At 66.7% G+C, this 23,783-nt stretch carries 21 protein-coding genes; 12 read left to right on the plus strand and 9 right to left on the minus strand.

Annotation, left to right across the window (positions count from 1 at the left end; genetic code table 11):
* Nucleotides 1-40 precede the first annotated feature (40 nt).
* Nucleotides 41-703: a GntR family transcriptional regulator gene (locus tag SB749_RS05535; RefSeq protein WP_062860491.1), complete on the minus strand. Its 663-nt coding sequence runs from the start codon at nt 701-703 to the stop codon at nt 41-43.
* Nucleotides 704-839: 136 nt separating this feature from the next.
* Between SB749_RS05535 and glyA the strand changes: the two genes are divergently transcribed.
* From glyA to SB749_RS05570, 7 genes are all read left to right on the plus strand, one after another.
* The gene (gene glyA, locus SB749_RS05540) at nt 840-2,231 is read left to right on the plus strand and encodes a serine hydroxymethyltransferase (RefSeq protein WP_410709437.1); all 1,392 of its coding nucleotides are present in this window, start codon (nt 840-842) and stop codon (nt 2,229-2,231) included.
* Nucleotides 2,231-3,448, plus strand: a complete 1,218-nt coding sequence (locus tag SB749_RS05545) for a sarcosine oxidase subunit beta family protein (RefSeq protein ID WP_410709438.1) — start codon at nt 2,231-2,233, stop codon at nt 3,446-3,448. The genes glyA and SB749_RS05545 overlap by 1 nt, the downstream gene beginning before the upstream one ends.
* 22 nt (nt 3,449-3,470) lie before the next feature.
* Nucleotides 3,471-3,761, plus strand: coding sequence for a sarcosine oxidase subunit delta (locus SB749_RS05550; RefSeq protein ID WP_410709439.1), 291 nt, complete (start codon nt 3,471-3,473; stop codon nt 3,759-3,761).
* On the plus strand, nt 3,758-6,685 hold the full coding sequence (locus SB749_RS05555) for a 2Fe-2S iron-sulfur cluster-binding protein (protein WP_410709440.1): 2,928 nt from the start codon (nt 3,758-3,760) through the stop codon (nt 6,683-6,685). Before SB749_RS05550 ends, SB749_RS05555 begins: the two co-directional genes overlap by 4 nt.
* Nucleotides 6,678-7,364, plus strand: a complete 687-nt coding sequence (locus tag SB749_RS05560) for a sarcosine oxidase subunit gamma (RefSeq protein ID WP_410709441.1) — start codon at nt 6,678-6,680, stop codon at nt 7,362-7,364. The genes SB749_RS05555 and SB749_RS05560 overlap by 8 nt, the downstream gene beginning before the upstream one ends.
* Before the next feature lie 91 nt (nt 7,365-7,455).
* Nucleotides 7,456-8,310, plus strand: coding sequence for a formyltetrahydrofolate deformylase (purU, locus tag SB749_RS05565; RefSeq protein WP_039211576.1), 855 nt, complete (start codon nt 7,456-7,458; stop codon nt 8,308-8,310).
* A 157-nt stretch (nt 8,311-8,467) separates the two neighbouring features.
* Complete coding sequence (locus SB749_RS05570; protein WP_039211575.1) at nt 8,468-9,136, plus strand: GntR family transcriptional regulator; 669 nt, start codon at nt 8,468-8,470, stop codon at nt 9,134-9,136.
* Nucleotides 9,137-9,323: 187 nt separating this feature from the next.
* On the opposite strand, the gene SB749_RS05575 is transcribed toward SB749_RS05570, so the two are convergent.
* Both SB749_RS05575 and SB749_RS05580 read right to left on the minus strand, forming a co-directional pair.
* The gene (locus SB749_RS05575; RefSeq protein WP_410709442.1) at nt 9,324-10,307 is read right to left on the minus strand and encodes an Ldh family oxidoreductase; all 984 of its coding nucleotides are present in this window, start codon (nt 10,305-10,307) and stop codon (nt 9,324-9,326) included.
* Nucleotides 10,308-10,603: 296 nt separating this feature from the next.
* Nucleotides 10,604-11,527, minus strand: a complete 924-nt coding sequence (locus SB749_RS05580) for an IclR family transcriptional regulator (RefSeq protein ID WP_410709443.1) — start codon at nt 11,525-11,527, stop codon at nt 10,604-10,606.
* A 185-nt stretch (nt 11,528-11,712) separates the two neighbouring features.
* Here SB749_RS05580 and SB749_RS05585 point away from each other — a divergent pair, with 185 nt between their 5' ends.
* Nucleotides 11,713-12,552 carry an ABC transporter ATP-binding protein gene (locus SB749_RS05585; protein WP_410709444.1) on the plus strand — a complete coding sequence of 280 codons (840 nt, stop codon included), beginning with the start codon at nt 11,713-11,715 and terminating at the stop codon, nt 12,550-12,552.
* 82 nt (nt 12,553-12,634) lie between these two features.
* Nucleotides 12,635-12,826 (plus strand): hypothetical protein, encoded by a 192-nt coding sequence (locus tag SB749_RS05590; RefSeq protein ID WP_039211572.1) that lies wholly within the window; start codon nt 12,635-12,637, stop codon nt 12,824-12,826.
* A 63-nt stretch (nt 12,827-12,889) separates the two neighbouring features.
* Here SB749_RS05590 and SB749_RS05595 read toward each other — a convergent pair whose 3' ends face one another.
* Together SB749_RS05595 and SB749_RS05600 are read right to left on the minus strand one after the other, a co-directional pair.
* Complete coding sequence (locus SB749_RS05595; RefSeq protein WP_265418822.1) at nt 12,890-13,879, minus strand: serine/threonine dehydratase; 990 nt, start codon at nt 13,877-13,879, stop codon at nt 12,890-12,892.
* A 145-nt stretch (nt 13,880-14,024) separates the two neighbouring features.
* Complete coding sequence (locus SB749_RS05600; protein WP_410709445.1) at nt 14,025-15,389, minus strand: MFS transporter; 1,365 nt, start codon at nt 15,387-15,389, stop codon at nt 14,025-14,027.
* Between the two features lie 391 nt (nt 15,390-15,780).
* Here SB749_RS05600 and paaZ point away from each other — a divergent pair, with 391 nt between their 5' ends.
* Complete coding sequence (paaZ, locus tag SB749_RS05605; protein WP_410709446.1) at nt 15,781-17,817, plus strand: phenylacetic acid degradation bifunctional protein PaaZ; 2,037 nt, start codon at nt 15,781-15,783, stop codon at nt 17,815-17,817.
* Between the two features lie 116 nt (nt 17,818-17,933).
* On the opposite strand, the gene SB749_RS05610 is transcribed toward paaZ, so the two are convergent.
* The 4 genes from SB749_RS05610 to paaI form a co-directional block, all read right to left on the minus strand.
* Complete coding sequence (locus SB749_RS05610) at nt 17,934-18,836, minus strand: diacylglycerol/lipid kinase family protein (RefSeq protein ID WP_410709447.1); 903 nt, start codon at nt 18,834-18,836, stop codon at nt 17,934-17,936.
* Between the two features lie 48 nt (nt 18,837-18,884).
* Nucleotides 18,885-19,586, minus strand: a complete 702-nt coding sequence (locus SB749_RS05615; RefSeq protein ID WP_410709448.1) for a TetR/AcrR family transcriptional regulator — start codon at nt 19,584-19,586, stop codon at nt 18,885-18,887.
* 137 nt (nt 19,587-19,723) lie between these two features.
* On the minus strand, nt 19,724-21,019 hold the full coding sequence (locus tag SB749_RS05620) for an AMP-binding protein (RefSeq protein WP_410709449.1): 1,296 nt from the start codon (nt 21,017-21,019) through the stop codon (nt 19,724-19,726).
* Nucleotides 21,020-21,178: 159 nt separating this feature from the next.
* On the minus strand, nt 21,179-21,727 hold the full coding sequence (paaI, locus tag SB749_RS05625) for a hydroxyphenylacetyl-CoA thioesterase PaaI (protein WP_410709450.1): 549 nt from the start codon (nt 21,725-21,727) through the stop codon (nt 21,179-21,181).
* 665 nt (nt 21,728-22,392) lie between these two features.
* Here paaI and paaA point away from each other — a divergent pair.
* Together paaA and paaB are read left to right on the plus strand one after the other, a co-directional pair.
* Nucleotides 22,393-23,442 (plus strand): 1,2-phenylacetyl-CoA epoxidase subunit PaaA, encoded by a 1,050-nt coding sequence (gene paaA, locus SB749_RS05630; protein ID WP_410709451.1) that lies wholly within the window; start codon nt 22,393-22,395, stop codon nt 23,440-23,442.
* The gene (gene paaB, locus SB749_RS05635; protein ID WP_410709452.1) at nt 23,439-23,780 is read left to right on the plus strand and encodes a 1,2-phenylacetyl-CoA epoxidase subunit PaaB; all 342 of its coding nucleotides are present in this window, start codon (nt 23,439-23,441) and stop codon (nt 23,778-23,780) included. The genes paaA and paaB overlap by 4 nt, the downstream gene beginning before the upstream one ends.
* Nucleotides 23,781-23,783 lie beyond the last annotated feature (3 nt).

The following is a 23,783-nucleotide window of genomic DNA, read 5'->3' on the forward strand; positions in this document are numbered from 1 at the left end:
ATGACGGGACCGTGAAGCGCGGGTCCAGTTCTGGCTGGGCTCAGCGCAAGGTGGCGCGGACGGTCTTGTCGAACTCGCGGACGTGCTCGGCGGCGCGGGCGGCCACGGTCTGTTCGTCCCCGTCGAGGATCGCCTCAAGCAGATCGATGTGCTCGCGGATGTGAGTGACGAGATCCGGGATCCCCGGGATGACGAGGCACCAGATGCGCGTGGCCAGATCGTCGAGGCGGATGAGGGTCTCCGATAGGTGCGGATTGTCCACCGAGCTGTAGATGAGGCGGTGGACATCGAGATCGCGTTCCATGAGGGTCCGCTGCTCGTCGGTCGCCTCGAGTGCCTTGAGACCGGCGATCGCTGCCGTGAAATCCGCGCGACGCTCCGGCGTGAGGTTGCGAGCCGCGCGCCTGGCGGCGATGGGCTCGAGGGCCTCCCGCATCTCTGAGATCGTCGATAGGTCGGTGAGATCGACATTGGTGGCGAAGGTGCCGCGCCGCGGGTAGGACACGACGAGGTGATCGCGCTCGAGGCGCTTGAGGGCCTCGCGGATCGGCGTGCGGCCGACCTCGAGTTCGGCACTGAGGGCCGCCTCGTTGATCGGATCGCCCGGAGCGATGTCGAGCATGATGAGCCGGTGCCGCAGGATCTCATAGGCGTGATTCGCCAAGGACGTCGTCGGCGACGTCGCGTCGGCGGATGTGCTCATGCGAAGACTCCCCATAATCTCTGCGGCAGATGTATTGCGTCGGCTGGAATTCTCTGCATACACTACAGGAACGCACCTGATATATTAGTTGCCGATCAGCCGGGAAGGACTGATCGCAACAGGTCGAAGGAGATCCATGACAGAGCAACTCGCAAACCCCGCCGAAGCCGGCACGGCCAGTGCCCCGACGGGCGCTTCCGCTGGGGCCTTCCCCAGCCGTGAACCCGTCGAACTGAGCACCTCGATCGCTGAACTCGATCCGCAGGTCGCCGGATTCATCGACGCCGAACTGGCCCGGCAGCGCGAGGGCCTGGAGATGATCGCCTCGGAGAACCACACCGCCTCGGCCGTCATGGAAGCTCAAGGGTCGGTGCTCACGAACAAGTACGCCGAGGGCTACCCGGGCCGCCGCTACTACGGCGGCTGTGAACACGTCGACGAGATCGAACGCATCGCCATCGACCGCGTCAAATCACTCTTCGGAGCCGCATACGCAAACGTCCAGCCGCACTCCGGCGCCCAGGCCAACGCCTCGGTCATGCACGCCCTCATCCGTCCCGACGACACCGTCCTCGGCCTCAACCTCGCCCACGGCGGCCACCTCACCCACGGAATGAAGATCAACTTCTCCGGCCGCCTCTACTCGATCGTCCCCTACGGCCTCGACCCCGAGACCGGACGCGTCGACATGGCCGAGGTCGAACGCCTCGCCCACGAGAACCAGCCGAAGCTCATCGTCGCAGGCTGGTCGGCCTACACCCGTCAGCTCGACTTCGCCGAGTTCCGCCGCATCGCCGACGCGGTCGGTGCCTACCTCATGGTCGACATGGCCCACTTCGCCGGACTCGTCGCCGCCGGGCTTCACCCCTCACCGGTCCCGCACGCCCACGTCGTGTCGTCGACGACGCACAAGACCCTCGGCGGCCCCCGAGGCGGCATCATCCTCACCAATGACGCGGACATCGCGAAGAAGATCAATTCCGCCGTCTTCCCCGGACAACAGGGCGGACCCCTCGAACACGTCATCGCCGGCAAGGCCGTGGCCTTCGGCTTGGCCGCCACCGACACCTTCGTCGACAAGCAGAAGCGGACCCTGGCCGGCGCCGGCGAACTCGCCCGCCGCCTGACCGAAGACGACGTCGCCGAACGCGGAATCTCCGTCCTCACCGGCGGCACCGACGTCCACCTCGTCCTCGTCGATCTGCGCAACTCGACCCTCGACGGAGCCCAGGCCGAAGATCTGCTCGCCCAGATCGGCATCACCGTCAACCGCAACGCCGTCCCCGACGACCCTCGACCGCCGATGGTCACCTCCGGTCTGCGGATCGGCACCCCGGCGCTCGCCAGCCGCGGATTCGGCAGTGGAGCATTCGCCGAGGCAGCCGACATCATCGCCGAGGTGCTCAAGGCCGGCACGGACGACAACGGAGCCAGCCCGGAGATCATCGCCGAACTGAGCGAACGCGTCACCCGACTGGCGAACGACCACCCCCTGTACCCCACACTCACCGAGATCGGAGCACGCTGATGGCTGACCAGCTTCCCGAACACCCCGACTTCCTGTGGCGCAACCCGGAGCCGAAGAAGTCCTATGAAGCCGTCATCGTCGGCGGCGGCGGACACGGCCTGGCCACCGCCTACTATCTGGCGAAGAACCACGGAATGACGAACATCGCCATTCTCGAGAGGGGCTGGCTCGCCGGGGGCAACATGGCCCGCAACACGACGATCATCCGATCGAACTACCTGTGGGACGAATCCGCCGCGATCTACGAGAAGTCCCTCAAGCTCTGGGAACAGTTGCCCGAAGAGCTCGAGTACGATTTCCTCTTCTCCCAGCGCGGAGTGCTCAACCTCGCCCACACCCTCCAGGACGTCCGCGAATCTCAGCGCCGGGTGAACGCGAACAAGCTCAACGGCGTCGACGCCGAATGGCTCGATCCGAAACAGGTCAAGGAAGTCTGCCCGATCATCAACATCGGCGACGAGCTGCGCTACCCCGTGATGGGCGGGACGTATCAGCCGCGCGCCGGCATCGCCAAGCACGACCACGTCGCCTGGGCCTTCGCCCGCAAGGCCGACGAAATGGGCGTCGACATCATCCAGAACTGCGAAGTCACCGGCATCGAACGCATCGGCAATCAGGTCGTCGGTGTGCAGACGAACCGCGGACCGATCGCCACCGAGAAGGTCGCTCTGGCCGTGGCCGGCGACTCCTCGGTGCTCGCCGACATGGCCGGGATCCGCCTGCCGATCCAGACCCACCCGCTGCAGGCCCTAGTCTCCGAACTCTTCGAACCCGTGCACCCGACCGTGGTCATGTCCAACCACGTCCACGTCTACGTCTCCCAAGCGCACAAGGGCGAACTCGTCATGGGCGCCGGCGTCGACTCCTACAACGGCTACGGTCAACGAGGCGGCTTCCACGTCATCGAGGAGCAGCTGGCCGCCGCGGTCGAACTGTTCCCGATCTTCGCCCGCGCCCATGTGCTGCGCACCTGGGGCGGCAACGTCGACGTCACCCTCGACGCCTCACCGATCGTGTCGAAGACGGAAGTCCAAGGACTCTACGCCAACTGCGGCTGGGGCACCGGCGGCTTCAAAGGCACCCCGGCGGCGGGCTTCACCTACGCCCACACCATTGCGAACGACGAACCCCACCCGCTCAACGCCCCATTCGCCCTCGACCGCTTCGAAACCGGTCACCTCATCGACGAACACGGCGCCGCAGCCGTGGCTCACTGAGCGGAAGGAAAGAGACACCGACATGCTGCTCATCCACTGCCCGAACTGCGGGCCACGCGACGAAACCGAATTCCACTACGGCGGACAGGCGCACGTTCCCTACCCTGAAGACCCGTACGCCCTGACCGACAAAGAATGGGGCGAGTACCTCTTCTACCGTGAGAACAACCGCGGTGCCTTTGCTGAGATGTGGAGCCACAGCGCCGGCTGCCGAAAGTGGTTCAACGCCATCCGCAATACGGCCACCTACGACTTCGCCGCGATCTACCCGATCGGCTCACCCCGTCCCGACACCCAAGGAGAGGTTCGATGACGAACACCACCCGACTGCACTCCGCGTCTCGACTGCCCTCTGCCACCGGCATCGACACCACCCGCCCGATCGACTTCACCGTCGACGGACAGACATACTCGGGCTTCGACGGTGACACGATCGCCAGTGCGCTGATCGCCGCCGGCCGCATCGACTGCGGCAACTCGACCTACCTGGGACGTGCTCGCGGCATCCTCGGCGCCGGCGTCGAGGAGTCCAATGCGCTCGTCCGCGTGCACTCCCGCTTCCCCGGAGACGTCTCCGAGTCGATGCTGCCTGCCACCCGCGTCGCCATCGCCGAAGGGCTCGAGGCCGACTACCTCGCCGGACTCGGCATCCTCGACCCCGGCCAGGACGAACTCACCTACGAGCACAAGCACGTGCACACCGACGTTCTCATCGTCGGCGCCGGCCCGGCCGGACTCGCCGCCGCCCGGGAAGCCGGCAAGTCCGGAGCCCGCACCCTGCTCCTCGACGATCAGTCCCGGCCCGGCGGCTCGCTGCTCGCGGCGGGACCGGCCACGGCCGAAACCATCGACGACGTCGACGCCCTCGCCTGGGTCGAGTCCACCGTCGCCGGATTCGCCGCGCACGAAGAGCTCACCTACGTGAAGAACACCACCGTCTTCGGCAGCTACGACTCGAACTACTTCGTCGCCCTCGAAGACCGCACCGACGCCGTCGCGGCTGTCGGTGGTCGTGGAGTGCGTCAGAAGGTCTGGCACGTCCGTGCCGGTCAGGTCGTGCTCGCCACCGGTGCGCATGACCGTCCGATCGTCTTCGCCGACAACGACCGTCCCGGCATCATGCTCGCTTCGGCCGTGCGCACCTACCTCGGCCGCTACGGTGTGGCCGCCGGGCAGAACGTGGCCGTGGCGACGACGAACGACTCCGCCTATGACCTCGTCACCGACCTCCACGCGGCAGGCATCACCGTCCCTGCGGTGATCGATTCCCGCACCTCAGCCTCGGCGATCGCCGAATCCGTCACCACCGCCACGGGCACCCGTCTCATCCTCGGCTCCGCCGTCACCGGCACCGCCGGTGACGGACCCGCCGGACGGGTCAGCGCCATCACTGTCGCCGGACTCGACGACGACGGCGTCGCAGCCGAAAACGGTGAGAGCATTCCCGTCGACCTGCTCGCGGTCTCCGGCGGACATTCGCCGGTCATCCACCTGCACGGTCAGCGCAAGGGCACAATCCACTGGAACGGCGACATCGCGGCCTTCGTGCCGACGACGCCCGTGCGCGACCAGTTCACGGTCGGAGCAGTGACCGGGGACTACTCGCTCGAAGCGGCTCTGCGGCAGGGCGCCGAGGCGGGGAACCAAGCGGCGAACCGCACCGGCTTCCCGGCCGCGCTCGCTGTGCCCGCCGTCTCAGCGATGGCCTATGCTCCGGCCCGTCCACTGTGGCTGGTCACGTCGGCGCAGGACGACCACCAGAACCTGAGCACTCACTTCATCGACTTCCAGCGTGACCAGACCGTCGCCGACGTGCAGCGGGCGATGGGCGCGGGCATGCGCTCGGTCGAACACATCAAGCGCTACACCTCGATCTCGACGGCGAACGATCAGGGCAAGACCTCAGCGGTCAACGCGATCGGCGCGATCGCCTCGGTGCTGGGGAAGGCCGACGACCTCGGACAGGTCGGGCACACGACCTTCCGCGCCCCCTTCGCCCCGGTGCCCTTCGCGGCACTGGCCGGACGGCGCAAGGGCGAGCTCTTCGACCCGGCTCGGGTCACCTCGATCCACTCCTGGCACGTCGCCCACGGTGCCGAGTTCGAAGACGTCGGGCAGTGGAAGCGTCCCTGGTACTACCCGAAGCCGGGTGAGGACATGGAGGCGGCGGTGCTGCGCGAGGGCAAGGCCGTGCGCGAATCCGTCGGCTTCCAGGACGCCTCGACGCTCGGCAAGATCGAGATCCGCGGGAAGGACGCCGGGGAGTTCCTCGGCCAGATCTACACGAACGGCTTCAAGAAGCTGGGGGTCGGCAAGGGTCGGTATGGGCTGATGTGCAAGCCCGACGGAATGGTCTTCGACGACGGTGTGACCCTGCGCGTGGCCGAGGACCGCTACTACATGACGACGACGACCGGTGGGGCGGCGACCGTCCTCGAATGGCTCGAGGAATGGCATCAGACCGAATGGCCCGACCTCGACGTCGTCTTCACCTCGGTGACCGAACAGTGGTCGACCGTCGCCGTGGCCGGACCCCGGTCCCGCGACGTCATCGCCAAGCTCGCCCCGAACCTCGACGTGTCGAACGACGCCTTCGAGTTCATGGGCTTCCGCGAGACCACCCTGGCGAACGGCATTCCCGCCCGCATCTGCCGGATCTCGTTCTCCGGCGAGCTCGCCTTCGAGATCAACGTCGACACGTTCTACGGGCTGGCAGTCTGGGAAGCCGTCGCCGAGGCGGGCGCCGAGTTCGACATCACCCCCTACGGCACCGAGGTCATGCACGTGCTGCGTGCCGAGAAGGGCTTCATCATCGTCGGCCAGGACACCGACGGCACCGTCACCCCTCAGGACGCGGGCATGGAATGGATCGTGTCGAAGGTCAAGGACTTCATCGGCAAACGCTCCTACTCCCGGGCCGACACGTCACGGGAGGACCGCAAGCACCTCGTCGGGGTGCTGCCCGTCGACGGCACGACCCGCCTCGCCGAGGGCGCCCAGCTCATCGCTGCGGGCACCCCCGTCACACCGGAGGACGGACCGGTGCCGATGATCGGACACGTCACCTCGTCCTATATCTCGCCGAGCCTCGACCGGCCGTTCGGACTCGCACTCGTCGAGAACGGCCGCAACCGCGAAGGAGAGATCGTCAAGTCCCCCTTCGGCGACACCCTCGTCGACGTCGAGATCACCTCGCCCGTCTTCTACGATCCGGAAGGAAACCGCCGCGATGGCTGACACCACCTATTCCACCCGTTCGACGGCACAGTCCCTCTCGACCGCTGAGACGCAGGCCGCCCACGCGGGCACCGGGTCGAGCGGACTCGATGACCTGCGGGTCTCTCCGGCCGCGCACCTGGCCGGGCTGATGTCCGAGGCGAGCGCGGCGGGCGGCCGCAGCGTGGGCTTGCGCGAACTGCCCTTCACCGTGCAGATCGGCCTGCGGGCACAGCCGGATTCCGCATCATGGAAGTCGCTCGAGGACACGTTCGGCCTGCGCCTGCCCCGCGGCGTCGGTGAAGTCACCGGTGATCCGGCGGCTCAGCACGTGCTGTGGCTGAGCCCCGACGAATTCCTTGCCGTCGACGTCTCCCGCTGCCAGCAGCCCGGCGAGACGATCGTCGCAGAGGCGGGACTCGAGGGACTGCCCGGACAGGCCGTCGATCTCTCTGCCAACCGGACGATCCTCGAACTGACGGGGGAGAAGGCCCGCGAGGTGCTCGAGAAGAGCTGCCGCGCCGATCTCCACCCCCGCGCCTTCGGAGTCGGCACGGCGATCGTCACCGCGTTGGGACCCGTCCCGGTCATCCTCCATCACAGCGGTGAGGACACCTACCGCGTCTACCCGCGGGCGAGCTTCGCGGACTTCACGGTCCGCTGGCTGCTCGACGGAATGGCGGAGTTCCTCACCGAATGAGCTACGACCGGTCGACCGTGCCGATGCCGATCGCCATTATGCGGCAGACTGGGACACCGGGACTTCGCCCCACAGACAGAAAGATACGGACATGCAGGACTACATCTTCACCCTCGAATGCGCCGAGCGCCCCGGAATCACGCATGCCGTGACCGGTGCCCTGCTCACCCACGGCGGAGACATCAAGGAACTCAAACAGTTCGACGACCAGTCGACCCAGCAGCTGTTCCTGCGCATCGACTTCAGCGTCTCCGACGAGCCCGGCAATGGTGTCGAGGCTCTGCGGACCGACTTCGAAGCGATCGGCGAGGAGTTCGGAGCGACTTGGCAGCTGTGGCCGCAGGGGCAGAAGCGGCGGGTGCTCATCATGGTCTCGAAGTTCGAGCACTGCCTCAACGACCTGCTCTTCCGCGCCCGGGTCGGCGAGCTGCCGATCGAGATCGCCGCAGTCGTGTCGAACCACCCTGACCATCGTGAGCTCGTCGAATGGCACCACATCCCCTTCTTCCGGATCCCCGTGACGAAGGAGACGAAGCCCGAGGCCGAGGCGAAGCTGCTCGAACTCGTCGACCGCTTCGAGGTCGACCTCGTGGTGCTCGCCCGCTATATGCAGATCCTCTCCGACGACCTCGCCCGCGAGCTCACAGGACGGGCCATCAACATCCACCACTCGTTCCTGCCGTCCTTCAAGGGCGCGAAGCCCTACCACCAGGCGTGGGAGCGCGGAGTGAAGACCGTCGGGGCGACCGCGCACTTCGTCAACTCCGAACTCGACGAGGGGCCGATCATCGCTCAGCAGCTCGTCGAGGTCGACCATGCCTTCACTCCCGAGGACCTCGTGGCCGCCGGTCGCGACGCAGAATGCAAGGCGCTGTCCAATGCCGTGAAGTGGCACTGCGACGGACGTGTGTTCCTCTCGGGCAAGAGGACCGTCGTCCTGCGCTAGAACCGCTTTCGCACCGACCGCTCAGGTTGCCGTCGCTGTACCGCGTTATGCGGCGAGCGGTCGACGGCAACCTGAGCGGTCGGCGTATCCACGGCGCCGTGGGACTGAGCTCATTGAAGGGGCTGCTTGCTGCCTCGGCGTGGATAGACTGTCGACTATGAGCGAGACCCAGACCGAGATCGGCCCGCGCATCGGCGACCAAGTGTTCGAAGCGCTGCAGGCGAGCATCCTCTCCGGCGAATATCGCAGTGGAGATCGACTGCGGATCCGCCAGCTCGCGGCGTCCCTGGGTACAAGCGTCATGCCCGTGCGGGAGTCGCTGGCCCGACTCGAGGAGGTCGGGCTCGTCGAGACCAGCCCGCACCGCGGGGCCGTGGTCAAGGAATTCACCGCCGAGGAGCTGCTGCAGATCTATTCGGTGCGTCGCATCCTCGAGGTCGAAGCGACGGTCCAGGGTGCGCAGAAGCTCGATGGGGCGGGCCGGGCGCGGCTCGATGAGGAGTTTGCGGCGATGGAGGCGGCTCTCGACTCCGGCGATGCCTCAGAGTATCTCGACCACGACGAAGAGCTGCTCGCGACGATATATTCCGCCTCGGGCAATCCCGTCCTCGTTGAGACGATCCGGACCCTGTGGCTGCGCTGCCGGGCGTACAAACTCGTCGGTGCCAGGCGGGAGATCTCGGCCGACGCCAAGGCGCCGTTGCTCAAGCACCAGCGCCGACTCATGGATGCCGTCGACGCCGGTGATCCGGGGGCGGCCGCCGAGGTGACCGGGGAGTCTTTCGACGACGCCGTCCGCCGCATCCGTGCCGGTCTAGGGGCCTGAGGGCCGGTCGCTGAGCCCATTCCGGTCGGCCGATTTCTGGGAAGGTGCGACCGCTCTGGCTGTTCCAAATACGTACGCACCGACTGCGCACTCAAGCGTCGGTCGTGCCCACTGACCGTTCGAGTTACCGTCGCTGTACCGAGTTATGCGGTGCGAGGTCGACGGCAACTCGAGCGGTCGGTGAAGCTCAGGCGCGGCTGAGGAGCACCGAGTGGAGTTCCTCCGGCAGCTCGACGACCTCGAGGCTGCGTTTGCGGCCGAAGTCGAAGCCGAACCGTGCGTACAGCCGGTCAAGATGCTCGGCGACCCGCTGCGAATAGCCAGGGTCGAAGGCATCGGCCGCGATCGCGATGACGAACAGTCCCGTGCCCGGGCTCTCCTGACCCGAGTCGAAGGCGGGTGCGTCGACGGAGAAGCGGCCCCCGCCGTGGACGGCGAGGAGTTCGATCATGAGCGCGACATTGCTGCCTTTGACCCCGCCGAACGGCAGCAGGGAACTGGCGAGGGCGGCCCCGGCATCGTTCGTGGCCGCCCCGTCGGGTGCGAGGGCCCATCCGTCGGGGATCGTCTCTCCCCGGTCGGCGGCGTTGCGGACGTTGACCCACGCGGTGGCGCTGGTCGCCTGATCGAACATGCGCGGGCCACCGGTATGGGGAACGGCGAACGAGAACGGGTTCGTTCCGGTCGCCGAGCCCGGTGTGCCGAACAGCGACATCAGCGCCGGTGAGTTGGCCCCGGCAAACGCCACCGGGCCCCGTTCGGCGAGCCGCGTCGTATAGCAGCCGAGCTCTCCGGCGGTGAAGGCGTTGGCGATGTTGAGGACGGAGATGCCGAGCGATTCGGCGGACGAGGCGAAGTCGTCGAAGGCTGCATCGAAGGCGAGCTGCGCGGTGCCGCGGTCGGCGTCGACGTGGTGCGCTGCGGGCAGTTTGTTCGTCACTTTCGGCTGCGCCCGCCCGTTGATGCGGCCGGCCTCGAGGCCGTCGAGGTAATCGAAGAGATGCGCCGTGCCCACGGCGGTCTTGCCCCGTCGCTCGGCAGCTACGGTCGCCTCGGCCAAAGACTGCGCCAGCGCGGGTGACCCACCGGCAGCGGTGATCGCTGCAATGCACAATTCACGCAGTTCGGGAATCGTCAGGGACACGGTCGTGGCATCAGGAGTCTCCGGCATGCCCTCACGCTACCGGAGTTCGCGCAGTGCGCTGGAGCCGGACCCGGGGTGAGTACGAAGCGCCCCCAGGCTGCCGCGGCAACACCTGGGGGTCGTCAGCTCTGGGGCCAGCCAGTCACGTGGTGACTCGGGAACCGGGAGCCCGACGTTGCTAGTGGTCAGGCTACCAGGAGGTCAGACCCCGTGCGCATGTAAGCAGATCGGCGCTTCCTGCGGGTGGATCCGTCTCGATCCAATAGCGGATTTCGAGGTGGATCCGCCCGCAGGAGTCATGCGCGAGGGGAACAAAGGCCGCCTCAGAGGTCGCCGGAGTCAGGGGTGAGGTCGGACTGCGAACTGAGCGCCTCGGCGATGGCCTTCGCCTCCCGGCGCAGCAGAGCGACGAGGCGTTCGACCCGGGAACCGGTGACACGGTCGGCGATCGAGGCGATCGACAGGGCCGCACGCGGCCGCGATCCGCGGATGCGCAGCGGAACCGCGACCGCCCACGACCCCTTGGCGAAGAGCCCGGGATTGTGGACGAATCCGTCGATGCGGGCCTGATCGATGATGTCACGCAGATGTGGAACGGAGACCTTCGGATACCTCTCGGCGAGGATCTCGGCGTTGGCCTCGAACTGGGCGTCCACCTCGGCGGGGGAGAGCTCGGAGAGGATCGCCAGCGATCCGGCGCCGATGCCCAGCGGGTGACGGTCGCCCACGGACAGGGCGTTGTTGAAGATCTCACCGAAGCCCTCCTCGCGGCGGGCGCAGATCGAATAGCTGCCCGTGCGCAGGGTGAGGAAGACGGTGTCCTGGCTGAGCTCGGCCAAGCGCATCAGGCTCGACTCCGACTCCGTGACCAGCGGATCCACCGATTTCTGGGCCAGTTGACCGAGGATCTGCGACTGCACGCCGAGGCGGTACCCGCCCTCCTCGAGGCGTTCGACGTATCCCATGGCGATGAGCGCCTGGAGCATGCGGTGGACGCTGGCTTTCGGGCGGCCGCTGATCGAGGCGAGCTCGGACAGGCTCGCGCCTTCGCGCCGCTCCCCGGCGATGAGGCCGACGAGGTTGAGCAGCGTCAGCGCGCGTTGGATGCTCTGAGCGCCGGTGCCCGGTTCGAGGCTGTCGACGGCGTGGGCGACATTGAACGAAGCGGACCGGCGCAGGAGCCGACCGCGCATCTTGATGCGATACTCCTCGCGGAGGTCCTCATTCGAATCGGCGGCGTTGTGCATGACTCCATTATGGCCCGTTGCCGTCGTCGCCTGCGGGGTGCCACCGTGATCCAGGATGTGGAACTCGGTATCGATCGGCGAGGACCGCCTCGGCGACATCCGCGCCTAGACTCGGATTCGCCCTGCCCGAAGGCGGGGCGCATGGATCAACTGGACCGTGCGGGTCCGCGAGAGGTGAGTGAGGCGTGGCCAAGACCGTCCTCGATATCGCTGATGTGACATTCCGGCGTGGGCAGACGCAGATACTCCACGGCATCGATCTGCTTGTCAATGCCGGCGAGCACTGGGTGCTCATCGGTCCGAACGGGGCGGGGAAGTCCACGCTGCTGAGCTTCGCCTCGGCGCAGGTGTTCCCGACCTCGGGCACCGTGGATATCCTCGGATCACGCATGGGTCGGGTCGAGCTCGCCGCGCTGCGCCGCCTCATCGGTCACGTCAATCCACGTCATCCGCTGCGGTCGAACCTCACCGTCCGCGAGGTCGTCCTCACCGGGCTGACCGGCACCGTCGAACGTCCCATGCGGTGGGAGCCCGCGCCTGAGGATGTCGTGAAGGCCGATGCCCAGATCGCCGAGGTGGGACTGACGTCCCGCGCCGACGCCGGGTGGAAGGTGCTGTCACAGGGGGAGCGCGGGCGTGCGCTCGTCGCCCGGTCGCTCATCGCCGAACCACAGCTGCTGCTCTTCGACGAGCCGACCACCGGACTCGACGTGGCCGCACGCGAACAGCTGCTCGAGACCATCGACGCCCTGTCTCTGCGCTCGCCGGAGCTGTCGACGCTGCTGGTCACCCATCATCTCGAGGAGATTCCCGAGACGACCACTCACGCCGCGCTCATCTCCGACGGGCGACTGACCGCCGCCGGTCCCATCGCCGAGGTGCTCACCTCCGAGCAGGTCTCTGCCGCCTTCGACCATCCGATCGAAGTGGGCTTCGCCGACCGCCGCTGGTCGGCCCGCGCAGTTCGGTCCGGTGCGGCACCTCGGACGACCGGTGCAGGGCGGACCGCTGCCGCGCTCGGCTGACGAACCGCGTCCGTGCTGAGGATCGGCTGGGACGATCACCGCGCGCATTGCACGGCTGTGCACTCGGGCCTAGGCTTGAGGCATGAAGATGAGTACCGTGTGGAGCATCATCGGCGCGATCATCGCCATCATCATCGCGTGGTGGGTGGTCAACGTCGCGTTCTCCATTGCTTGGTTCCTCGTTAAAGCCATCATCACCGTCGTCGTGGCGCTCGCGATCTTCGGCCTCATCAAGGCCTCGCTGAAGTCCAAGGACCGCGACCGAACGCGCTGACGTCCAACGTTCGACCATGCTGACTTCCGGCGCTCGAATCGCCGAGGTGGCCGTCCCCGTGATTCAGAGATCGCTGAGGCTCGTGTTCGCCCCGCAGAGGACGACGCAGACCTTCTCTTTTTCGGCCGGAACATAACCGCCCGGCGACTTCCCGTCGCTGGCAGTCTTCCCTCTGCCACCACCGCTGACTCCCGCCAACGCCGTGGCCGCCGCATGCTCGACCGCCAGCCGGTGTTCGTCCCACAGTCGCTGTCGTGCTTCGATGATGGCGTCGTCGCTGACCAGCACCGAGGTGACCAGATCTGATCGCGCCGCCTCCAGCGCCAGCGAAGTGGCACGACGGGCTCCGAGCGAATCCGCTGCCACCGAATCGACCGTGACATCGACCGGTTCGCCCGCTTCGATCGCTGCACTCAGCGCTCGGCAGTTCTCCGGCTCAACCGCGACAGTGCGCACTCCGTGATGAGTCGCGGCCGTCGCGACGCCGGCGAACAGACCGCCGCCTCCGACCGAGACGACGACCGTGTCGAGATCGGGCACCTGCTCGAGGATCTCGGTCATCAAGGTGCCCGCGCCGGCGGCGATGAGCGGATGGTCGTAAGCGTGCGAGGCCAGCGCACCGGAGGACTCGACGAATTCCTGGCAGGCGGCGGCCGCCTCGGCGAATTCGGAACCGACCAACTCCACTCGCGCACCATACGATCGCAGCCGTTCGACCTTCACGCTCGGCGCGGTGGTCGGCAGGAACACGGTCGCCGGTACACCGGCGGCACGGGCCGCCCATGCGCAGGCGAGTCCGGCGTTGCCGCCCGATGCGATCGTCACTCCCGCCTCGGGGAAGGTGCCTTCGGCAAGGTGAGCCTGGATGAAGTTCTGCGCACCGCGGGCCTTGAACGTGCCGGTGTGCTGCATGAACTCGAGGGCGAAGACTATTCCGTCGTTCCCCCGCTGGGTGACCGTGACCGGACGGACCTGCCCGGCGATCCGGGCCGCCGCGGCTTCGATGTCGGGATACGCGAGGGAAGTCGGGTTCGTGTGGTCTGGCAGGGTCATCTCATCAGCCTATGCGAGAGCTGCTGAGTGGGTGCGCCGCCTCGGTGGATTGTTGGGTCGATCCACGGCGTTTCAGGCGGAGGACTCACCGTGGATCGACCAGGAAATCGAGGTGCAGGTGACGAACTGGGGGTTCGCCGCAGCCTCAGTGGTGCTTCGTCAGGCCGAGGTCGTTGCCCTTCGTCTCCTTGACGAGGCTGACGCCGATGAGCGAGATGATGCACACGACGATCATGTAGATCGCGATCGAGATCGATGAGCCGGTCTCGGCGAGCAGAGTCTCGGCGATAGTCGGGGCGAAAGCGCCGCCGAGGATCGCGCCGAGCGCGTAGCCGATCGAGACGCCCGAGTAGCGGACCTCGACCGGGAACATCTCCGCATACATCGCCGACATCGGGCCGTAGGACAGGCCCATGCCGACGGTGAGGACGAAGATGCCGATGCCGTACATCCAGATGTTCGCCATGTCGATCATGAGGAAGGTCGGGATGAGCCACACGATGAGCAGGACGTACCCGATCTGGAAGGTCCGCACGCGACCGAGCTTGTCCGACAACGCGCCGCCCCACATCGTGAACACCAGCCAGCCGAAGCTCGCCAGCGTCGTCGCCAACAGCACGGGTGCCCGGTCGAGGCCGACGGATCCGCCTTCCTCCAGCGGGCGCGAGGCGTAGGCGGCAAAGAACGCGATGATCATGTAGCCCACGGCGTTGTTGCCGATGAAGATGAGCGCGGAGAGCACGACTTCCTTCGTGTTCTTCTTGAACAGGGTGCCCAGCGGAGCCGAGGATTCGGCCTTGCGCTCGGCGAGCTCGGCGAAGACCGGGGACTCCTCGACCTGGCGGCGGATGTAATAGCCGACGAAGACGAGGACGACGGAGAAGAGGAACGGGATCCGCCAGCCGAAGCTTGCGAACTGTTCGGCGGTGAGGACCGTGGTGAGCACCCAGATCACGCCGGTGGCGAGGATCATGCCGACCGGCACGCCGATCTGCGGGTACGCGCCGAAGATGCCGCGCTTGGAGATCGGGGCGTGTTCGACCGAGAGCAGCGCGGCCCCACCCCATTCGCCGCCGGCGGAGAAGCCCTGCAGGATTCGCAGCAGGGTGAGCAGGATCGGCGCGCCGACTCCGATCATCGCGTAGTTCGGGAGCAGGCCGATGAGCGAGGTCGCGGCCCCCATGAGGATGAGCGTGAGCACGAGCATCTTCTTGCGTCCGATCCGATCGCCGAGGTGGCCGGCGATGATCGCGCCCAACGGGCGGAAGAGGAACGAAATGCCCAGAGATGCCCACGCCATGATCTGGCCGAGTGCCGGATTGTCCGCGGCCAAAGGGCCGAAGTACTGGGCGGAGAGGATGAGGCCGGCGGCCTGAGCGTAGATGAAGAAGTCGTACCACTCGATGGTGGTGCCGACGAGGGTGCCGGCGAGGACCTTGCGCTCCTCGCGGGTGGTCGTATGTGGGGTGGCCGGATTCGGAGTGACTGGGCCTGAAGCGGTGGCGGACATGAGCGGAACCTTCTGTTGCTGGGCGACTTTGCCGGGTGCCGTCTCCGGAGGCGGTGGTCCTCGACTCTGAGTGATCGCCGGTGCCTCGGGTCTGGCGGCGGACGGATGGACGTCTGCCTCGACCGACCGGTGAGTTGGCGGCTGACTGCCACATCAGCGCCTGACTGCTTGGTCAGTAATTGAGAACGATCATAGGTCAGAAAGCGCCCCCGTGTCACTCGCGTATCACGAGGCGCACCGAGGATGTGCCGCGGTTTCGTCCGATCGCCCTGGTTGAGACTGCCCATGACAATTACCGACCGATTGGTTAGTATATGTCTAGGAATCGGCAGCGGTGCCGAATGCGGCCGCCGTGGACCGGGAGACGTCGTTTCACCAGGGAGAGCAAAGCATGACCGAAATCCTCAGTTCCTATGTGGCCGGATCCTGGCACACGCCGGCAGCGACCGAGTCCGCCCGGCCCGTCCGCGATGCCGGCACCGGGGAACTCCTGCACTCGGTGACCTCGGCCGGTGTCGACTTCGCCGCCGTTGCCGACCACTCCCGGACCACCGGCATCGCCGAACTGCAGAGGCTCACCTTCCACCAGCGCGGTGTGATCCTCAAGAAGCTCGCGACCTACCTCATGGAGCGCACGAAGGACTACCACGAGATCTCCTTCACCACCGGCACCACCAAGCGCGACGCCTTCGTCGACATCGAAGGCGGAATCGGCACACTCTTCACCTACTCCGGCGTCGCCCGCCGTCAGATGCCGAACTCGACCGTCCACCTCGACGGCGGAGTCGAGCGCCTGTCGAAGAACGGCACCTTCGTCGGCCGCCACATCCTCACTTCCCGGCAGGGTCTCGCGCTGCAGATCAACGCCTTCAACTTCCCCGTCTGGGGCATGCTCGAGAAGTTCGGACCGATGTTCGTCGCCGGCGTCCCCGTCGTCGTCAAACCCGCCACCGACACCGCGCACCTGACCCGCGCGGTCGTCGCCGACATGATCGAGTCCGGTCTGCTCCCGGCCGGTGCGATCCAGCTGGTCTGCGGTGACGTCACCCCGCTCTTCGACGACCTCGCCGAACAGGACGCGATCGCCTTCACCGGTTCAGCGCACACCGCCCGCACGCTGTCCGCGCTCGACTGCGTGACCCAGCGCGGCACCCGCTTCTTCGCCGAGGCGGACTCGCTCAACTTCTCCCTGCTCGGACCCGATGCCGGACCCGGCACTGAGGAATTCGACCTCTTCGTCTCCGGCGTCGTCGCCGAGATGACCGTCAAGGCCGGACAGAAGTGCACCGCGATCCGCCGCACCTTCGTCCCCGAAGCCCACGCCGAGGCGGTCGGTGAAGCCATCATCGCGAAGCTCGCCACCCAAGGTGTGGGCGATCCGCGAGAGAAGTCCACTCGCCTGGGCCCCGTCGTCTCCGACAAACAGCGCACCGACGTCCTCGACGCGGTCGATCAGATCATCGCCGGGGGAGCCCACCTGCTCACCGGCGGGCGTGAGGAATCCGATCGTCTGGCTGCCGAACACGGCGGAGCCTATGTCGCGGCGACCGTCCTCCAGGCCGATGACGCCTGGTCCGATGCCGTCCACGACATCGAGGCCTTCGGGCCCGTGACCTCGATCATCACCTATTCCGACACCGAGGACGCCGTCCGCCTGGCCGCCCGTGGCCGCGGTTCGCTGGTCGGCTCAGTCGTCACCCACGACCGTGAGTTCGCCACCGAATTCGTCCGCAAGATCGCCCCGTGGCACGGCCGTGTGCTCGTCCTCGACCGTGACGATGCCGCAGAGTCGACCGGTCACGGTTCGCCGCTTCCGAACCTCATCCACGGCGGCCCAGGACGGGCCGGTGGCGGTGAGGAGATGGGCGGACTGCGCGGTATCACACACTTCATGCAGCGCACCGCGATCCAGGCCTCCCCGGACATGCTCACCGCCATCGGCGGGGAATGGGTCAACGGATCGGAGCGCCGCCTCGGCGAGCATCCGTTCACGAAGTCGCTTGCCGACCTGCGCATCGGCGACACCCTCGACTCGGAATGGCGGGAAGTCACGCTCGACGATATCGAGCACTTCGCGAACTTCACCGGCGACACCTTCTACGCGCACATGAACGAGGAAGCGGCCGCCGCGAACCCGTTCTTCCCGGGGCGCGTGGCGCACGGCTACCTCATCGTGTCCTTCGCTGCCGGACTCTTCGTCCAGCCGGACCCGGGCCCGGTGCTCGCGAACTACGGACTCGAGGGCCTCAACTTCATCACGCCCGTCTCCCCAGGTGACAAGCTCAAGGTCACGCTCACCGCGAAGCGTATCACCCCGCGTGAGACCGACGAATACGGTGAGGTCCGCTGGGACGCACAGGTCGTCAACCAGAACGAGGAGCCCGTCGCGAACTACGACGTGCTCACTCTCGTGGCCAAGGAATACTGAGGCTCAGGCGGCCCGAAAGCCCTACTGGCAGCACTGGCCGTCACGCGGAACGCCTCGCGCCGAGGATGCAGATCCTCGACGCGGGGCCCTGTCGTTCAGTCGGCGGACATAGTCGTTCAGGAGGTTCGCGGAACGCGGACCTTGAGTGCTGAGGGTCGGATCTTCACGGTGGCAGGGGTCTGCGCGATTGCGTCGCCGTCGACGATGATCTCGATCGGGGCGGCCCCTTCCGGGACGTCGATCTCCACCTCCCGAGCGTGGGTGAAGTGGATATGAGGGTGCCGGTGATGACGGCCGAAACTGTACTCCACGACTTCGACGGCGAGCTTGGGCAGGAACCCCTCCTGGAGCAGGACCACGTCGATGAGCCCGTCGTCGAGGGCCGCCTCGGGGGAGAGCCTGAGCCCGCCGCCGTAGCGCCCGGAATTCGCGAACCCCGCAGTGAGCCCACGAAATGAAAAGCGCTGGCCGTCGATGGTCAGCTCCAGCTCGATGCGTTTGGGCGGCAGCAGCGCGCGGACGACCCCGTAGAGGTAGACCCAGCGGCCGCGGATGAGCCTCGCCGCATTCGCTTGGTGTTGGACGGTCGAGTCGAGGCCGAGACAGACATTGCCGAGACACACCTTCCCGTCGAGGTCGAGCACATCGATGGTCCGGTCACGGCCGTCGGCCATGATGGCCGCGGCTGCCTCGATGTCCTTCGGGATGCCGAGTTTGCCGATGAGATCGTTGCCGCGTCCACCGGCGATGACACCCAACGCGGTGTCCGTGTCGACGAGCCCGGCTGCGACCGAACGCGCCATCCCGTCACCGCCGAGGGAGACGACGAGATCCGAACCCTGTGCGGCGAAGTCAGCAGCGAGCTGCTTGGCGTGGTCCGCGCTCGTGCTCCTGACGAACCTTGCCTCGAGTCCATGTTCGGCGAACGTCGTCGTCAGGGGGTCGATACGTCTGAGCACGGCGCCTTTGCGTGCACTCGGATTGAGGATGATCGGAACCGTCGAGTCGGCAGCGTTCATGGAATTCTTCCCGGGACGTCGCTGTCCAGATTGATGGGGTGAAGGCCCTCAGGCCTCCAGCCCCTGGAAGGCCATCGTCGTGACCGCCTCGGCGATGGTCTCGGGATCGACGGGATAGCTGGGCCGGTACCACTCGGTGATCGAGTTGACCATGCCGAAGAGCAGGCGCGTGATGAGCCCGGGGGTGAAGTCCGAGCGCAGACCGCCCTCGGCGATGGCGGCCTCGACGAGAGCACGGACCTTCGCATCGATATTGCGCCGGGCCTCGAGGGCCTCGCGTTCCAAGGGCGAGTTTCCGCGCACGCGCAGCAGCAGCGTCACCGAATGGTGGTACTCGATGAGGATGACGACGCTGGCGCGCACGGCCAGCTGCAGGCGTTCGAGGGCGGTGACGTTCTCGCGCAGACTCTCGGTCTCCACGGCGGAATCGAGGGCACGGATGCCGCGGCTGATCGCCAGGTGCAGCAGCTCTTCCTTCGACTTCACGTGATGGTAGATCGCGGACTTCGTGATGCCGAGCTCACGGGCGACGGTGTCCATCGACGTGCCGTCGTAGCCGCGGGAGACGAAGACCTCGGTGGCTTTGTTGATGAGCGTCTCCCGGTCGTATCCGGGACGGCCACGGCGCGAGCGTTTGGGGGCGGCCGCCTCGGCGGGGGTGGTCGAGGACGTCGACGCGGTGGTCGTCGATTCCACGGACGACGTCGTCGAGTCCGGGGATGTCGACGCAGGTGAGGACGATTCGGGCATGCGCATCAGTCTAACGGCCACCTCGGTGAGTGCCCTCTCGGACGTCACGAGAGCCTGCGAGGCGCGCCACGGCCGGGTCCGCGCCGGTGAGCCTACCGGCAGGACCTCTTGCCGTGACGCGCGCCGTCGCCGTCATCTCAGCGCACGCCCTCGCGGCGGTCGATGATGCGCTTCATCTTGCCGACCGAGCGCGGCAGATCCCCGGGCATCTTGATGTCGATGGCGCAGGAGACGCCGAGGCGCTCCTTGATGCGGGCGGCCACGAGCTTGTCGAGGCCGTCGAGCTCGACGGCACCGACGCCTTCGCGAGCCTCGACCTCGACGGTCATCTCATCCATCCGACCCGGGCGGGTGAGGACGAGCTGGAAGTGAGGGCTCAGGGGTGCGAACTCGAAGAGCACGGTCTCGACGTTCGCGGGGTAGACGTTGACGCCGCGGATGATCATGAGGTCATCGGAGCGGCCGGTGATGCGCGAGATGCGGCGGAAGTTCGGGCGCGCGGTGCCCGGCAGCAGCGTCGCCAAATCGTGCGTGCGGTAGCGGATGATCGGCAGCGCTTCCTTCGTCAGCGAGGTAAAGACGAGTTCGCCCTCCTCGCCGTCGGGCAGCACCTCGCCGGTGAAGGGGTCGACGATCTCCGGGTAGAAGTGGTCCTCCCAGATCGTCGGGCCGTCCTTCGTCACCGCGGACTCGCAGGCCACACCGGGTCCCATGACCTCGGAGAGGCCGTAGATGTCGACGGCATTGATGTTGAAGGAGTTCTCGATCTCCTTGCGCATCTCGTCTGTCCACGGCTCGGCGCCGCAGATCGCGGTCTTCAGGCTCGTCGAGGTCGGGTCGATGCCCTGCTTGCGGAATTCGTCGAGGATCGTGAGCAGGTAGGTCGGGGTGGCCGTGATGATGTCCGGCTTGAAGTCCTGGATCAGCTGCACCTGGCGCGGGGTCTGACCGCCGGAGATCGGGACGACGGTGAACCCGTGACGCTCCGCCCCGTGGACGCCGAGGCCGCCGGTGAACAGGCCGTAGCCGTAGGCGTTGTGCATCATCTGTCCGCGCTTGCCGCCGGCACCGAGGATGGACCGCGCGATGAGGCTGCCCCACCGATCGAGATCGCCCATCGTGTACCCGACGACGGTCGGCAGACCGGTCGTTCCCGAGGAGGCGTGGATGCGTGCGACCTGCTCCTGGGGGACGGCGAAGAGCCCGAACGGGTAGTTGTCGCGCAGGTCCTGCTTGGTGGTGAACGGCAGCTTCGCAATGTCGTCGAGGCTCGTGATGTCGGCGGGAGTCACACCGAGGTCGTCGAAGGCCCTCCGGTAGAACGGCACCCGTTCGTACACCGAGGTCACCGTCGTCTTGAGGTTCTTCAGCTGGTCGGAGCGCAGCTCGTCCAGGCTCATCCGTTCGCCGGCGTCGAGGTCGGTCTCAGTCATCATCGTCTCCTTGCGAATCTCTTCTGTGTGTCAGATCCAAAGACCGCCGAGGTGGTCCACCGTTCTTCGGTGTCCGGTCGTCGACGGGTGGTTCGGTGGGGGTGGTCCGGCGCGGCTGAGTGCCGGACGCGGGTCGGGAGGTCGTGGGGCCGGCCGGTTCTACTTGCGGGCGGGCAGCGTGCGGGAGCGGCCGCGGTAGGTGGCGATGATGTCGTCGCCGCGGGTGACGGTGACGTCGTAGATGCCCGAGCGGCCCTGCTTGACGACCTCGTGGCCGCGAGCGACGAGCTGATCGCCGAGGTGCGTGGGCTTGAGGAAGTCGATGTCTCCTCCGGAGGCGACGGTGATCGAACCGGGATAGTTGCAGGCCATCGCGAAGGTGGTGTCGGCGAAGAGGAAGACATAGCCGCCGTGGGTGATGTCGTGGCCGTTGGTCATGATGTCGGTGACCGTCATCGAACACTGTGCCCATCCGGGTCCGTGGTCATCGACGGTGATGCCCAGGTGCTGGGAGGCGCGATCATTGGCGAACATCGCGGCAGCGCCGGTGGGCTCGGATGAGGACTTGGGGGTGGCCGCCCCGGCGGGGAACTCGGGGGCCGCCTCGGTGGACCCTGTGGGATCGGTCTGCGGTGCTGCCTCGGCGGGGGAGGGGTCGTTCGGGGTCTGTGACTCCGCGGTCGTCGTATCGTGGGCGGACTGTCCCATGGTCGGCTCCTCCTCGAGTCGCGGGTTCGGGCGCGGTGCACGGGGAGTGCCTGCGCCGCTGCGTATGGACGACGGTGAGAGTTCCCCGTGATCCCGGACGGTCAGCCCGCCGGAGAATAAACGACCATCTGGTCAATAAATATCGTTCCGATCGTCGCCGGTGTCAAGTCACGGGGTGTGGTTGGCGAGGATCCTGCGTCGAATTGCGCACGCATCGTCAAGCGCGGCGAATCGTGTCCTTCCTGCGTCGAATCCCGCGCGCATCGTCAAGTGTCAGCGGGAAAGTCAGCGGGAAATAGGTCGCTATCGGATAGTTCCCGAGAAACATAGGTCGGCATCGGACATTCTTCGGCGCTGAAAGTATCCGACGCTGACCTATATTCGGCGGGCGACGTTCGGTGCCGCGGCTCGACGACGCGGCATGGCGGCGAAAGAGTGTTGCGGGCGCGGGTGCCGGGGCGCTGCGAGAGCGGTCGGGCAGTCAGCGGGGGCGGCATTGCACCCGGGCTGGGGGTGTGCGACACTGGTGGCAACAATACAGAACAAATGGTCAGTAAATGGATGCCCTCGGGCCAGAGGTCTGACGATGGTCGGACCGATGATGAGGTCGGCAGCCGCTGACCGAGGCAGGTCCTGACAAGGGCACATCCAAGGGTGGAGTGGTCATGACAACTCAAGTGAACGACAACCGCTTCGACGAGGCGCAGCTGCAGGAGCAGTTCGACGCCACGATCGAGGGCAAGGATCGGATCGAACCCCGGGACTGGATGCCCGAGGCCTACCGCAAGACGCTCATCCGCCAGGTCGCGCAGCACGCGCACTCGGAGATCATCGGCATGCAGCCCGAAGGCAACTGGATCTCCCGTGCGCCCTCCCTGCGCCGCAAGGCGATCCTGCTGGCGAAGGTCCAGGACGAAGCCGGACACGGCCTCTACCTCTACTCTGCCGCCGAGACCCTCGGTGCCACGCGCAACGAGCTCACCGAGAAGCTCGTCGCCGGCAAGCAGAAGTACTCCTCGATCTTCAACTACCCGACCCTGTCCTACACCGATGTCGGCACGATCGGCTGGCTCGTCGACGGAGCGGCCATCTGCAATCAGGTGCCGCTGTGCCGGACCTCCTTCGGCCCCTACGGCCGCGCGATGATCCGCATCTGCAAAGAAGAGTCCTTCCACCAGCGTCAGGGCTACGAGCTGCTGATGACGATGATGCGCGGCACCGAGGCTCAGCGCGAGATGGTCCAGGAATCGGTCAACCGCTTCTGGTGGCCGGCGCTGATGATGTTCGGGCCTCCCGACGACAACTCGCCGAACACCGAGCAGTCGATGGCCTGGGGCATCAAGACCCACACAAACGACGAGCTGCGCCAGAAGTTCGTCGACATGTCCGTCCCGCAGGCAGAAGCCCTCGGCGTGACGTTCCCCGATGAGAACCTCAAGTGGAACGAAGAGCGCGGACACTACGACTTCTCCACCCCGAACTGGGACGAGTTCTGGGACGTCGTCAAGGGCAATGGCCCCTGCAACACTCAGCGAGTCGCCCATCGTAAGCGCGCCTGGGACGAAGGAGCGTGGGTGCGCGAAGCAGCGCTCGCCTTCGCAGAGAACCAGAACGCCGAGGCGGCCGCCACCCCGGCCGCCCCCGAATCGTCGTCCGCCGACGCGACCCCCGCCGCCGGAGTCGACACCACCACCCCCGAGGAGACAGCGAAATGACCGAGACCAACCCCGGCTCCACCTCGGCGAAGGATGAATCCGCTGTGGGCTCGACCCGTGGCGAATGGCCGCTGTACGAGGTCTTCGTGCGCGGCAAGCGCGGACTCAACCACGTCCACGTCGGATCCCTGCACGCCGCCGACGACCAGATGGCCGTCCACCACGCCCGCGACGTCTACACCCGACGCAACGAAGGCGTGAGCATCTGGGTCGTCCGCGCCTCCGACATCACGGCCTCGAGCCCGGACGAGAAGGACCCGATGTTCGCCCCCAGCGGCGACAAGGTCTACCGCCACCCGACCTTCTACGACATCCCCGACGATGTCCCCCACATGTGAGAA

Origin of the sequence: Brevibacterium sp. SIMBA_078, assembly GCF_046534565.1 — a bacterium.
In the GTDB taxonomy this organism is placed as follows: Bacteria; Actinomycetota; Actinomycetes; order Actinomycetales; family Brevibacteriaceae; genus Brevibacterium.